8 protein-coding genes and 1 pseudogene are annotated in these 13,454 nt (G+C 74.2%); 2 read left to right on the top strand and 7 right to left on the bottom strand.

What is annotated here, in order from left to right; all coding sequences use genetic code 11:
* Positions 1 to 96: 96 nt before the first annotated feature.
* The 6 genes from FF36_RS02925 to mfd all read right to left on the bottom strand — a co-directional run bounded on the left by FF36_RS02925 (position 97) and on the right by mfd (position 10,751).
* Positions 97 to 471, bottom strand: a complete 375-nt coding sequence (locus FF36_RS02925; protein ID WP_044883397.1) for an FtsB family cell division protein — start codon at positions 469 to 471, stop codon at positions 97 to 99.
* A gap of 5 nt (positions 472 to 476) precedes the next feature.
* Positions 477 to 1,760 carry a phosphopyruvate hydratase gene (eno, locus tag FF36_RS02920; protein WP_044883396.1) on the bottom strand — a complete coding sequence of 428 codons (1,284 nt, stop codon included), beginning with the start codon at positions 1,758 to 1,760 and terminating at the stop codon, positions 477 to 479.
* Between the two features lie 849 nt (positions 1,761 to 2,609).
* Complete coding sequence (gene sppA / locus FF36_RS02915) at positions 2,610 to 4,796, bottom strand: signal peptide peptidase SppA (protein ID WP_044883395.1); 2,187 nt, start codon at positions 4,794 to 4,796, stop codon at positions 2,610 to 2,612.
* A gap of 67 nt (positions 4,797 to 4,863) precedes the next feature.
* Positions 4,864 to 6,198 carry a nucleoside triphosphate pyrophosphohydrolase gene (locus FF36_RS02910; RefSeq protein ID WP_044883501.1) on the bottom strand — a complete coding sequence of 445 codons (1,335 nt, stop codon included), beginning with the start codon at positions 6,196 to 6,198 and terminating at the stop codon, positions 4,864 to 4,866.
* Positions 6,199 to 6,243: 45 nt separating this feature from the next.
* Positions 6,244 to 7,011 carry a SurA N-terminal domain-containing protein gene (locus FF36_RS02905; RefSeq protein ID WP_044883394.1) on the bottom strand — a complete coding sequence of 256 codons (768 nt, stop codon included), beginning with the start codon at positions 7,009 to 7,011 and terminating at the stop codon, positions 6,244 to 6,246.
* A gap of 122 nt (positions 7,012 to 7,133) precedes the next feature.
* A complete protein-coding gene (gene mfd / locus FF36_RS02900) occupies positions 7,134 to 10,751 on the bottom strand; it encodes a transcription-repair coupling factor (RefSeq protein WP_044883393.1) in 3,618 nt (1,205 codons plus the stop codon).
* A 519-nt stretch (positions 10,752 to 11,270) separates the two neighbouring features.
* Between mfd and FF36_RS40605 the strand changes: the two are divergent.
* Positions 11,271 to 11,337 (top strand): annotated as a pseudogene (locus FF36_RS40605) (MerR family transcriptional regulator); the annotation flags it as partial.
* A gap of 1 nt (position 11,338) precedes the next feature.
* Positions 11,339 to 11,717: MerR family transcriptional regulator (locus FF36_RS02895; protein WP_242422252.1), on the top strand; the 379-nt coding region annotated here is incomplete at its 5' end.
* 64 nt (positions 11,718 to 11,781) lie between these two features.
* On the opposite strand, the gene FF36_RS36880 is transcribed toward FF36_RS02895, so the two are convergent.
* Entirely contained in the window at positions 11,782 to 13,224 is a 1,443-nt protein-coding gene (locus FF36_RS36880) for a glycoside hydrolase family 26 protein (protein WP_242422251.1), read from the bottom strand.
* Between the last annotated feature and the right edge of the window lie 230 nt (positions 13,225 to 13,454).

The following is a 13,454-nucleotide window of genomic DNA, read 5'->3' as shown; positions in this document are numbered from 1 at the left end:
ACCGCGCACCGGCACCGCCGCCTAGCATCGCAGATCCACGGGGCACCGCAGATCCACGGACGGGCCCAGGACCCGGGCCCGTCCGCCGGCGCGCCGCTAAGGCGTCGCGATCTCCGACCACAGCCGCCCGTACCAGGCCGAGCCGCCGGACGATCCACCGCGTTCGCCCCCGTCACCGGACGCGGGGGTGGGCGCGGCGGGCATCAGGTACGCCCGCTCGCCCGGCTTGATGTAGTGCAGCCGCCGACGCGCCTCGTCGGAGACCCAGGCCTGGTCGTCGTAGCGCTCGACCGTGGAGCGCAGCTCGTTGACCCGGGCCTGGGCCTGCGTGTTCGTCCGCGCGAGCTCCGAGAGCTTGCTCTGCTGCTTCAGGTACAACCGCAGCGGATAGGCGAGGGTCAGGACCAGCACACAGATCACGACGGCGAGCAGGGTCGCCCTCGTGGTCAGCGCGGCGCGCGGCGGCGGCATGCGGATCAGGCGGGCTGCCCGTGCCGCGGGAAGGCTGCCGCGCCGGCGAAGCGGGCGGCGTCGTCGAGCTCCTCCTCGATCCGCAGGAGCTGGTTGTACTTCGCGACCCGCTCGCTGCGGGCGGGGGCACCGGTCTTGATCTGGCCGCAGTCGACGGCGACCGCGAGGTCGGCGATCGTGGTGTCCTCGGTCTCACCGGAGCGGTGCGACATCATCGCCCGGTAGCCGTTGCGATGGGCGAGGTTGACCGCGTCGAGGGTCTCGGTGAGCGTGCCGATCTGGTTGACCTTGACCAGCAGGGCGTTCGCGGCCTTGGAGGCGATCCCGCGGGCGAGCCGCTCCGGGTTGGTGACGAACAGGTCGTCCCCGACGAGCTGCACCTTGCTGCCGAGCCGCTCGGTCAGCGCCACCCAGCCGGACCAGTCGTCCTCGGCCAGCGGATCCTCGATGGAGACGATCGGGTAGGCGCCGACCAGCTCCGCGTAGTAGTCGCTGAGGTCCTCGGCGGTGCGGGTGCTGCCCTCGAAGGTGTACGAGCCGTCCGAGTAGAACTCGGTCGAGGCGACGTCGAGGGCGAGCGCGACATCCGAGCCGAGGCGCAGGCCGACCTTGTCGACGGCCTCGGCGATGAGGTCGAGCGCGTCCCGGTTGGTGGGCAGGCTCGGGGCGAAGCCGCCTTCGTCGCCGACGCCGGTGCCCAGGCCCCGCGCCTTGAGCACGCTCTTGAGCGCGTGGTAGACCTCGGCGCCCCAGCGCAGCGACTCGGAGAAGGTGCTCGCGCCGATCGGAGCGATCATGAATTCCTGGATGTCGACGTTCGTGTCCGCGTGCGCGCCGCCGTTGAGGATGTTCAGCATCGGCACCGGCAGGAGATGCGCGCTCGGCCCGCCGAGGTAGCGGAACAGCGGCAGCCCGCTGGCGGCCGCGGCCGCCTTGGCCACCGCGAGGCTCACGCCGAGCAGGGCGTTGGCGCCGAGGGCGGACTTGCCCGGGGTGCCGTCGAGGTCGATGAGCGTCTGGTCGAGCAGGCGCTGCTCGGTGGCCTCCAGCTCGATGATCGCCGGGCCGATCCGCTCGATCACCGCGGCCACCGCCTTGCGGACGCCCTTGCCGCCGTAACGGTCCTCCCCGTCGCGCAGCTCCACGGCCTCGAAGGCGCCGGTGCTGGCCCCGCTGGGCACCGCGGCACGGCCCAGCGTCCCGTCCTCCAGGACGACTTCGACCTCGACGGTGGGATTGCCACGCGAGTCAAGGATCTCGCGGGCTCCGACAGCCTCGATGGACGGCACGGCTAGGACCTCCGAATGCGACGACTCGAACGCGACGACACGATGGCACCGAACGGACCGCCGCGAACCGGCGCCCAGCGAGCACCCGCGCCGGACCCCGCAGCACGCCCGACGGCGTGGCGGACCCAATACCGCGGGACGAGCGGGGCCGTCCGGACGAACCGGTCGGTGCGAGACTACCGTCGCCGCTCCCAAGGGGCGGCGCTGATCCCGGCGCGTCGCGGAAGGTTCCGGCGAGGCCCCGCCACGCGACCGGCCCTGGCCGGCCAGCCAGCCCCGACGCGGGCAACGCGGTGTCACGCATCCCACAGCCCCGCGGGCCGCGACCCGCCGCGGCCCCGGGCACCCAGGTGGGGCCGGGCAAGCGCCCGGCCCACAGCCGACCTGCCGGCCATCGTGAGGTTTCCGCGGAACCGTCCCGCCAGCCCGATCGATCATGGTGTTCCCGCGCCAGGCGCGCCTGTCCAACTCCCTCGGACGCGGCAGCGGCCTGCCCCGTACGACCCACGGCCGCCGGCCGGACGCCCCCAGCCGGATGCCGCCGGCCGGATGCCCCCAGCCGGACGCCGCCAGCCGGACGCCGCCGGTTCGCGGCCTGCCGGCAGCTGCCCCCCGGCAAGCCCGGTTCCGGCCAGATCGAGGCCAGATCGAGGCCAGATCGTGCCGAGGCTTCGGTACGGTTTTCAGGCCAAAAACCGTACATACCCCTCGGCACGATTCTGTGCACAGAAGATTACGGAAAGGCGCGACAGCGGCGGCCCAGTAGCAGGGACGCCGAGCCCGCCCGGTAACCCCGTACCCGTCGCCCGATCAGACCGCAGGGCCACGGACCACCGTGGACCGAGTCCCCTAGCCGATGCGCCCGAGCGGCGGCATCATCAGCGGCCCGCCGACGGGCAGGCCGAGCCGCGCGGCCAGCGGCGCCCAGGGTCCCCAGCCGGCGGCGAACCCACCGAGCCCGCCAGCACCACCGAACGCCCCGGAACCACCGAGCCCGGATCCAGCGCCGAGCAGGGCGGCCAGGCCGCCGGCCAGGATCCCCGGCCGGGCCGTCGCGGCGGCGCCGCGGTCCTCGCTGGACTTCGGCGTCCGGACCCGTTCCAGCACCGACGGCTTGGGCGCCAGCCGCACCCGCGGCGTGTCCCCCGCGGGCAGCCCGGCCCGCGTCCAGGCCAGCCTGAGCGCGTCCGTCAGCCCGCCGAGCTCGTCGACCAAGCCGTAGGCGTGGGCGTCGGCCCCCGTCCACACCCGGCCCCGGGCCAGCTCGTGCACCTGCTCCCGGGTCAGCCGTCGGGCCGCGGCCACCTTGTCGACGAAGTCCGCGTAGACGCGGTCGAGGAACTCCTCCAGCTTCTCCCGCTCACCCACGGTGAACGGACGCCGCGGCGACATCATCAGAGCGTGCTCGCCCTCGGCGACCGCCCCGAACCCCACCCCGACCTTGTCGAGCAGCTCCCGGACCACCTGCTTACCGGCGAACACCCCGATGGACCCGGTCAGCGTGCCCGGATTGGCGACGATGAGGTCCGCGGCCAGGGAGACGAAGTAGCCGCCCGACGCGGCGACGTCCCCCATCGACACGACGAGCGGGCGGCCACTGGCCCGGAACCGCTCGGCCTCCCGGCGCACCAGGTCCGAGGCGACGTAGGAACCCCCCGGGCTGTTCACCCGGAACACCGCCGCCGCCACATCCTCGTCGCGCGCGGCGGCCCGGAATGCCGCCGCGGCGGCCTCCGCGGCGAGCACCGGGCTGGCGAACGGCCCCGGGCTGCCCTGCCCGAGGATGACCTGGCCGGTGCCGTGGATGAGCGCGACGACCGACCGGCGGGGGTCGCGATGCGGTGCGGTGGCCGACGGCGCCAGCGGGACGCCCTGGGTGTCCACGGTGGCGCCGTCGTCGAGCGCCCCGGCGTGCCCCCCCGCCGAGCCTGTGCCGGCGTCGGCGGACCGGCGCTGCGGCGTGGGTGAGGTCTCGCGCAGGAAGAAGGCACCCGGACCCCGCGCGGTGAGGGTCGCGACCCGCCGCACCGGCGACTTCTCCCGCCGTTCGGCGAGTCGGCGGTACGCCGTGGCGTACATCAGCACCGGCTCGGCGCCTGCGTCCCCGGCCGCGGTCGCAGCCGCGCCGCCCGGCAGGCCGGCGGCGGCGAGGTCGGTGTCCGCCGTGGGGGCGAGGTCGGCGTCAGCCGCGCCGACGACGGGGGACCCGCCGACGACCGGGGACCCGCTTCCCGCGGGGGACCCGCCAGCCGCCGGAGACCCGCCGCCCGCCGACGAGCGCCGGACCCGGGCCCGCGCGGCCGCGTACACCTCGTCGCGGTAGCCGAGGCGGTCGACGAGCCCCACGTCGAGGGCGACGGTGCCGGCCAGCGGGCCGAGGTCGATCAGCCGGCGGACGCGGTCGGCCGGTATCCGGCGGCCCTCGGCGATGCCCGCCACCACCTGCTCCGAGCTGGACTCGATGATCCGGCTCACCGCCTCCAGGTGCGCCGGCGTGAAGTCCCGCTCGACGAGCGTGTTGACCGCGTTCTTGTATTCGTAGCGCTGGCCGATCTCGACCGCGACGCCGAGCCGGTCCAGCGCGCCGCGCAGGAACGGCGTCTCCATCCCCAGGCCGGTCAGCCCGCAGTCCCCGGACGGGGCCAACCAGATCTCGTCGAACGCGCAGGCGAGGTAGTACGGGCCCGTGCCGCCGCCGAACTCGCCGAACGTGTCCGCGTAGGCGATGGCGGTGCCGCCGGCGGCCCGGAAGGCGCCGATCGCCGCTCGGATCTCCTGGATGCGGGCCAGCGGCGTCCCGGCGGCGCCGATGTGCGCGACCACCACCGACACCCGCGGGTCCTCGGTGGCGTAGCGCAAAGCCTCCACCAGATCGCGCAGCGTGGTGCGGCGGTGGGCGAGGGCGAGGGTGACCGGGTCGTTGGGAACGCCTTCGAGCGGATCGACCGTCAGATCGAGTTCCAGGACGATCGGAGCCGTCCGCCGCGCCGCGATCTGGCGGACGTCGGCCAGCGCCTTACGTGGGGTGGCAGCCATGGTCAGAGGCTAGTACCACCGACCGTCCCGGTTCCGCGGTCGTATCAACCTCACGGTCGTCCTACCGTCACCCATCCGGCGTAACGCGGTCACCCGAGCGGGCCGGGGCGACCCAGAGTTCCCGCCAGCGCGCGCCGGGCAGCACCCCCGGGGCGGCGCCGTCCACCCGGGCCGCACGCTCGGCGGCGGCTAGCCGGTCCCGGAAACGCCGCGCCGACGTGCGCAGGGCCCGCTCCGGGTCGACCCGGGCCGCGCGCGCGAGCGCGACGGCGGCGACGAGCAGATCGCCGAGAACGTCGTCGGCGGCCACGTCCGGCCGGCCGAGTGCCGCGACAGCGTCGGCCGCGATCGCCGCGACCCGCTCGCCGGCCTCGGCTACCCCGCCGGACCCCGCCAGCCCACCAGCCGCAGCCAACCCGCCGGCCGCAGCCAACGCGCCGGCCGCAGCCGACCCGCCGGCCGCAGCCAACGCGCCGCCCGTCTCCTCGGTGACCCCGGCTAGCGCGAGGTCCGCCGGCACGCCGATCCCGCCGGCGCGCTTGAGCAGCTTGGCCGCGAGCGTCAGCGCCGGCTGGGACAGCGCCACCCCTTCGGTCACCGAGGCGCGGCCCTTCTCCTCCGCCTTGATCGCCTCCCAGTTGACGGCGACGTTCGCCGACCCGTCGACGACCACATCGGCGAACACGTGCGGGTGCCGCCGGATCAGCTTCGCGACCAGCCCCGCCGCCACATCGTCGACGTCCCAGCCGTCGCCCGCGCGCTCGGCGGCGATCCGGGCGTGGAAGAGCACCTGCATGAGCACGTCGCCGAGCTCCTCGCGCAGCTCGGCGAGGTCACCGTCCTCGATCGCCTGGTACGCCTCGTAGGTCTCCTCGATCAGGTAGGGAGCGAGGGACTCGTGGGTCTGCTCGGCGTCCCACGGGCAGCCACCCGGGGAGCGCAGCCGGTCCATCACGGCCACGGCGTCGAGCAGGATGGACCCGGGCAGCTCCGCCGTGCCGGCGAGGGTGTCCACCACGACGCCGACGGCGGGCAGCGCGGCCGCACCGGCGCCGGCCGGCGAACGGGGCTGAACGAGACGGTCGAGCACCCGGTCGAGCGGCGTCGGCGCGGACGGGTCCGGCAGCCAGGCGACCTCGGTCGCCGCCGGATCGGGCAGGCCGGCCCGCAGGAAGGCAGCCAGCTCAACCCCCGCCGGATCGACCCCCGCCGGATCGACCGCGGGCGGGTGGCCGTCGACGACGACGACGGTCGCGCCGGCGGCGCGCAGGGCGGCGAGCTGCGGGTGGGCCGGGGTGGCGGTCAGCACGGGCACGCGGCGCATCAGGTCCCACGCCGGCGCGGTGAGGACGCCCGGCGCGACCCGCGGGCTGGTGACGACCACGGTGATCCGCAGCAGCATGACCTCATCCACTCGCTTCGGCTGGTCGGGGACGGGACTGGGCGGTCAGGACTGGGCGGTCAGGTCCACCGTGGGGGTGGGCGCGGGCCGGCTGGCGATCGATCCATCCGCGGCAATCACGGCGAACTGGCCGGTGTTCCAGGTGCCGAACCGCGGGTTGATCGAGATCGGGTCCTTCTTCTCGGCCTGCGCGAGGACGGGCCGCAGCTTCGCGGAGCGCTCCTGGCTGACGATGAAGCGGGCCAGGTACGGCTTCGCCTGTGCGTAGGTGAGCGGGATCCGGCCGACCTGGTCGACGATGCTGTTGTACTGCTCCCGGGTCTCCGCCTCGGTGGCGAGCAGGTGCGGGCTGACCCGGTCGCTCAGCGCCGACTCCAGCGCGCCGGAGCGCACGATGACGGAGACGTCGCGCGGCGCGAACCCCGCGGCGGCCGCCCGCTGCTCGAACGCCTGCACGCTGCCGAACTGGAGGATGGCGTACGCCTGGTAGTAGGAGGCGACGTCGCCGGAGCTGAGCGTGACGCCACGCCGGTCGGCCTCGTCGGAGAGCAGTTGAAGCTGCACGAGGGTGGTCAGCGTGCGGCGTTGGAGGTCGAGGCGGTTGAGGGCGCTCGACGCGGCCTGCCCGGACTGTGAGACCGGGACGCCGTCGGCGGCCGCGAGCCCGCGATCGACGATGCCGCGTAGCTGCGAGGTCTCGATGGACTGCGATCCGACCTGGGCGGCGGCTCCGGCATGCGTCGTGCAGGCCGTCCCGGCGGTCCCCACGAGCACAACAAACCCGACGCCGGCCAGGAGGCGGGAGAGCTTCACGACTCCAGACGCTATCCGCTCGCGTGTGGCGAAGCACACCTCACCCGCCCGACACCGCCGAATTCCCCGCCCCGCCGCCCGACGAAACCCGTCCCGACCGCCGCTCAGCCAGCGGCCGCCGCTCAGCCAGCGGCCGCCGCGGCGACCGAATCGCCGGCGACGGCGGTCAGGAGCTGACCGGCCCACGCGAGCAGCACCCGGTCCCGCAGCGGCCGGGAGCCGATGCGGCCGGTCTCCGTCGGGGCCGGCACCAGCACGATCCGCACCGCGGGCTTCACCACCGCGCCCTTGTACAGGCGGGTCAGCCGCAGGGTCTGGCTCTCCCGCAGCTCCAGCGGCGCGAAGCGGATCTGCCGGCCGGCGGCGGTGATCTCGGTGACGCCGAAGCGGCGCGCGAGCACCCGCAGGCCGGCGACGGCGAGCAGGTTCTCCACCGGCTCGGGCACCGGGCCGAACCGGTCCACCAGCTCCCCGCGCACCTCGTCGATGTCGGCGTCGGTGACGGCGCCGGCGAGACGGCGGTAGGCGTCCAGGCGCAGCCGCTCGCTGGGCACGTAGTCGTGCGGCAGGCTCGCGTCGACGGGGAGCTCCACCTTGACCTCCGGTGGCTCCTCCACCTTGTCCTTGCGGTATTCGGCGACTGCCTCGCCGACCATCCGCACGTACATGTCGAAGCCGACCGAGGCGATGTGCCCGGACTGCTCCCCGCCGAGCAGGTTGCCGGCGCCGCGGATCTCCAGGTCCTTCATGGCCACGGCCATGCCGGCACCGAGGTCGTTGTGCTGGGCGATGGTGGCGAGCCGGTCATGGGCGGTCTCGGTCAGCGGCTTGTCCGGCGGGTACAGGAAGTACGCGTACGCGCGGTCACGGCCCCGGCCGACCCGGCCGCGCAACTGGTGGAGCTGGGACAGGCCGAACACGTCGGCCCGTTCGACGACGAGGGTGTTGGCGTTGGAGATGTCCAGCCCCGACTCGACGATCGTCGTGCAGACCAGGACGTCGAACTTCTTCTCCCAGAAGGAGACCATCACCTGTTCGAGGGCGTCCTCGTTCATCTGGCCGTGCGCGGTGGCGATGCGCGCCTCGGGGACCAGCTCACGCAGTCGAGCGGCGGCCCGGTCGATCGACTCCACCCGGTTGTGGATGAAGAAGACCTGCCCCTCCCGCAGCAGCTCCCGGCGGATCGCGGCCGCGACCTGCCGGGTGTCGTAGGGGGCGACGGAGGTGAGCACCGGGTGGCGCTCCTCCGGCGGGGTGTCGATGGTCGACAGCTCCCGGATGCCGGTGATCGACATCTCCAGGGTGCGCGGGATCGGGGTGGCGCTCATCGTGAGCACGTCCACCGCCGTGCGCATCTTCTTGAGCTGCTCCTTGTGCTCGACGCCGAAGCGCTGCTCCTCGTCGACGATCACGAGCCCCAGGTCCTTGAACCGGTTCTCCCCCGACAGCAGCCGGTGGGTGCCGATCACGACGTCGACGGTGCCGTCGGCGAGGCCCTCCTGGACCGCCTTCTGCTCGCCGGCCGAGTTGAACCGGCTCATCGCCTTCACGATGACGGGGAACGCCGCGTACCGCTCGGAGAACGTCTGGAAGTGCTGCTGGACCAGCAGCGTCGTCGGGACCAGCACGGCGACCTGCTTGCCGTCCTGGACGGCCTTGAACGCCGCTCGCACGGCGATCTCGGTCTTGCCGTAGCCGACGTCGCCGCAGATCACCCGGTCCATCGGGACGGGCTTCTCCATGTCGGCCTTGACCTCGTCGATCGCGGCCAACTGGTCGGGGGTCTCCCGGAAGGGGAAGGCGTCCTCCAGCTCGCGCTGCCACGGGTTGTCCGGGGCGAAGGCGTGCCCGGGGGCGGCCATTCGAGCGCTGTAGAGCCGGATCAGCTCCCCGGCGATCTCCTTGACCGCCTTGCGGGCGCGGCTCTTGCGCTTGGCCCAGTCGGCGCCGCCGATGCGGTCCAGGCTCGGCGCGTCGCCGCCGACGTAGCGGGTGATCTGTTCGAGCTGGTCGGTGGGGACGTAGAGCCGGTCGCCCCGGGCGTACTCCAGCAGCAGGTACTCGCGCTTCGCCCCGGCGACGGTGCGGGTCACCATCTCGACGTAGCGACCGACGCCGTGCGCGTCGTGGACGACCATGTCGCCGGGGACCAGGGCAAGCGGGTCGATGCCCTTGCGCCGCCGGCTGGGCATCCTGCGCATGTCCTTGGTGGTGACCCCGCGGGCGCCGGCGATGTCGCTCTCGGTGAGAACCGCCAGGCGCAGCGTGTCGCTGGTGAAGCCGGTGACGAGCTGCCCGCGGGTCACCACGGCGACCCCGGCGGCGAGCTCGGCGTCCTCGGCGTAGCGGGCGCCGAGGTCGGCCTCCCGCAGCATCTCCACCAGGCGCTGGGCCGGGCCGTGCCCCTCGGTCACGAGCAGCACGCGCCACGACTCGGCCAGCCAGCCCTTGACGTCGGCGATGACGGCGGCGGTGTCGCCGTGGTAGAGCGGCGCCGGCCGCAGGCTCGCGACCACCGTGTCGTCGCCCTCGACGACGAGCCCGCCGGCCACCCCCGCCACCGCGTCGGCCTGGTCGGGGCCCGCAGCCTCGGCGCCGGTCGGGGCCGAGGTGAAGGGGGTGACCGACCACCAGGGCAGCCCGAGCGCACCGGCGTGCTCGCGGACCTCCGCGATGGAGCGGTAGGCCGCGGCGCCGAGGTCGATCGGCGCGCCGCCGCCGAGCGCCGCGACGCTCCAGGACGCCTCCAGGAACTCCTGGCTCGTGCGCACCAGCTCGCTCGCCCGCGAGCGGACCCGCTCCGGGTCGCAGACCAGGACGTGGGTGCCGGCGGGCAACTCGTCGAGCAGCAGCGACATCCCGTCGACGAGGACCGGGGCCAGCGCCTCCATGCCCTCCACGGGAATGCCGTTCGCGATCTTGTCGAGCATGTCCACGAGCTGGGGGTAGCGGGTGGCGAGCTCGGCGGCCCGGCCGCGGACGTCCGCGGTGAGCAGCAGCTCGCGGCACGGCGGCGCGAACAGCCCGCGCCCACCGGCGGCGGCCGGCTCGGAGTCGTCCTCCGGCAGCGCCCGCTGGTCGGCGACGGCGAACCGGCGGATGTCCTCCACCTCGTCGCCGAAGAACTCGACCCGCAGCGGGTGCTCCTCGGTCGGCGGGAAGACGTCGAGGATCCCGCCGCGCACGGCGATCTCGCCGCGCCGCTCCACCAGGTCCACCCGGTGGTAGGCCATGTCCACCAGCCGGGCGACCACGTCGTCGAGGTCGGCGGTGTCGCCCGCCGTGAGGCTGACCGGGGCGAGCTCGCCGAGCCCGGCGACCTGGGGCTGGAGCACGGAACGAACCGGCGCGACGACGACCCGCAGCGGCGGGCGACCGGTGCTCGCCGGATAGGCCAGCCGACGCAGCACGGCCAGGCGCTGGCCCACCGTGTCCGCCCGGGGGGACAGCCGCTCGTGGGGCAGCGTCTCCCAGCTCGGGAAGACGGCCACCACGTCGGGACCGAGCAGGTCGGCCAGCGCGGCGGCCAGGTCCTCGGCCTCGCGGCCGGTGGCCACCACGGCGAGGACGGGACGCCCGGCTCCGTGGGCGGCGGCGAGGGCGGCGGCGGCGAAGGGTCGCAGGGCGGCCGGACCGGCGAGGTCGAGCGCGGGTTCGCCCGCCGCGCCGATCGCCCGCCCCAGGGCAGGATCGCCGCCCGGCCGGGCGATCAATGCGTCGAGCAGCGGCGCGAGAGTCATGGTTGCGTCCGGTGTGCCTCTCGGAAACGAGCGGAACGGAACAGGCGTGGAGCAGACGCCGCGGCACGAAAACCGCCGCCGCGGAACACGACGACCTGGCGCAACGGGGCCCACCACGGCCCGGACCCGCTCGCCCGAGGGGCCGGCCCGCCGCCCGACCCGCCCCCGGAGATGACCCGGGCGGTCGGCCGGCACCGGCCCGACCCCGTCGGCACAGACGATATGACCAGCCTACGACACCGATGCCCGCCCCCACCGCCGCGCCGACCGTGCGCCGCTGACGGCATCCCGCCCCCGCAGCCCGCCCGCACCTGCCCCCGCATCCACACCCGCACCCACCCCGCACCTACACCCGCACCACTGCGGACCTGCGCCGACGCTCGTCGCCGGCGGCCGGGGGGAGGGCGGCGGACGGGCCGGTAGGGCCGAGCGCGCCCGGCCGGCCGGCCGGTCGACGTACAGTCGACTGCCTGGCGTCCAGTCCGGCCGCCCGATACCTACGCTGACGTTAGGGTCGAGTTGTCCAGCATGCGCCGCAACGTTTCGAGATCGGACGCGGCCCGCGGCGACGTCTATCAGATCGGGGNCGTCGCCGAGCGGGTCGGCCTCTCGCTGCGAACAGTCCGCTACTACGAAGAAGCGGGCCTGCTCATGCCGGTGGGGCGCACCGTCGGTGGGTTCCGCCTCTACGACGTGGATGCGATCGAGCGGCTGCTGCTCATCAGGAAGATGAAGCCGCTGGGCTTCACCCTGGAGGAGATGCGTTCCCTGCTGATCCTGCGCGACGAGCTGGCCACGCCCGGCCTGGCCGCGGACGCCCGCGCCGCGTTGCAGGAGCGGCTTGGCACCTGGGTGCTACTCGCCGAGGAGAAACTTGCGACGCTGCGGGAGCAGGTGAGCGTGGCGGAGTCCTTCGTCGGCGGGCTACACGACGATGCGGAGCGCACCGGCGGCGACGCAGTGTGACCCGCCGCCGGCTCGACGCCCCGCGTGGCCAGGAGGGGACACGCGGGGCGCCCATGGCGGAGCCTCAGCCCCAGAGCCGCTGGTAGACGGCCGCCGAGGCCGGATTGAGATCGGGATTCACCAGCGAGGAACGGACGTTGCCCTCCTCCGCGTCGGGGAAATACGCCTCGTAGGCGAGGATGTCGGCGTTGCGCGAGAACGTCTCGTACATCTTCTCCATGTAGGCGGGGTTATCCCCGCCGGCGGCGCCGCCCCGCCCGGCCTTCGTGCCCTGCTGGCTGACCACTCCCCACTCGGGCACCGAGAACAGCTTGTGGTGGGTCCGCGCGAAGGTGATGACCTGGCAGAGCCCCGCGTCACCGTTGCACTGGTTGTCGAAGTCGGCGTAGGTGGGGCTGGGCGGGTACTGGTCGTAACTGTCGATGCCGATGACGTCGACGTACTGGTCGCCGGGGTACAGGTCGAACGCGCCGACCGGCGTGGTCGACCCGTGGGCGTTGAGGTTCCAGTCGATACGGACCTTCGGGCTGGTCGCCCTGATCGCCGAAGAGGCGTTGCGGAAGCACTGGATCCACTGCTGTGGATCCGTCGCCGACCAGGCGAACCACAGGCCGTTGAACTCCCAGCCCAGCCGGACGAACGAGTCGCCCCGGCCCATGTTCACCAACCAGCGCCCGAACTGCCGCCACTTGGCGTCGTAGTTGCCCGCCGCGCAGTCGGCGAGGTTGCCCTTCTCCGGCCCCGAGTCGGGGAAGAGCGGCTGGGTGATCACCCAGGTGCCGGCGTACCCGGAGAAGGTCGACGCGCTTCGCCCCATCCACGGGTTCGTGACGTCGCTCCAACTCGACCGGTCGGTGTACATCACGATGACGTCATTGGGCCGGCCGCGGAACCTCGCCCAGGCATTCGCCTGGGCCAGGGTGTGCGCGGCGACGCCGGTCGGGAACAGCCCGGTGGTCGCGGCCCGCTGGACCTGCGGGACGGCGGCCGCCGGCACCCCGCTCTGGGTGGGCCGGGCCGCGGTGCCCGGCTGCCCGGTCGGCGACGCGCCCTGCCCCGCGGTGGTGGCGATCGGGTCGGATCCCCCGTCGCTGCCGGAGGGCACCAGCAGCAGCGCCGTCACCGCGACCAGGGTCAGCACCGCCGCGACCGAGACCGCGATGACGGGCAGGTGCGGGAGGCGGCTGGCGTTCCCGCCCCAGTGGGCGGTGATCCACGAGGCCGCCCGGGCCCGCCGCCCGGAGGCCGGCGCCGCGCGGTCGTCGGACCGGCCGGTGTGGCGGGCGCCGCCCCTGGCAGTCCGGGCAGCCTCGGCCGCACGCGCCGAGCCGATCTCGTCGGACCAGACCTCGTCGTCGGTCCAGGCGGCCCGGCCGCCCCGCCCCGCCCCGCGCTTCTCTGCCGCGCCGCGACCCGAGCCGGCCTGACCCGAGCCGGCTAGGGCCGAGCCCGACCGGCCTGCTCGAATCCGCTCCGGCGCGATTCGACCTGGTCCGGCCCGATCCAACGCGACCCGATCCGGTGCCCCACGGCCCGGCGCCCCACGGTCCGATCCCCGGTCCGGCCGGACTCGGTCCGACCGAACCCGGTCAGCCGCACCCCGGTCAGACACACCCCGGTCCGGCACAGCCCGGTCCGACACAGCCCGGTCAGACACAGCCCGGTCCGACGCAGGCCGGTCCGACCCGCCCCGATCGCTTCCGGTCCGATCCGAGCCGCCCCGGGCCAGGCCGGTCC

The sequence above is a fragment of the Frankia torreyi genome, assembly GCF_000948395.1.
Classification (GTDB): domain Bacteria; phylum Actinomycetota; class Actinomycetes; order Frankiales; family Frankiaceae; genus Frankia; species Frankia torreyi.
The sequence above is the reverse complement of the archived record's forward strand: the minus strand, read 5'-3'. Positions and strand labels throughout refer to the sequence as shown.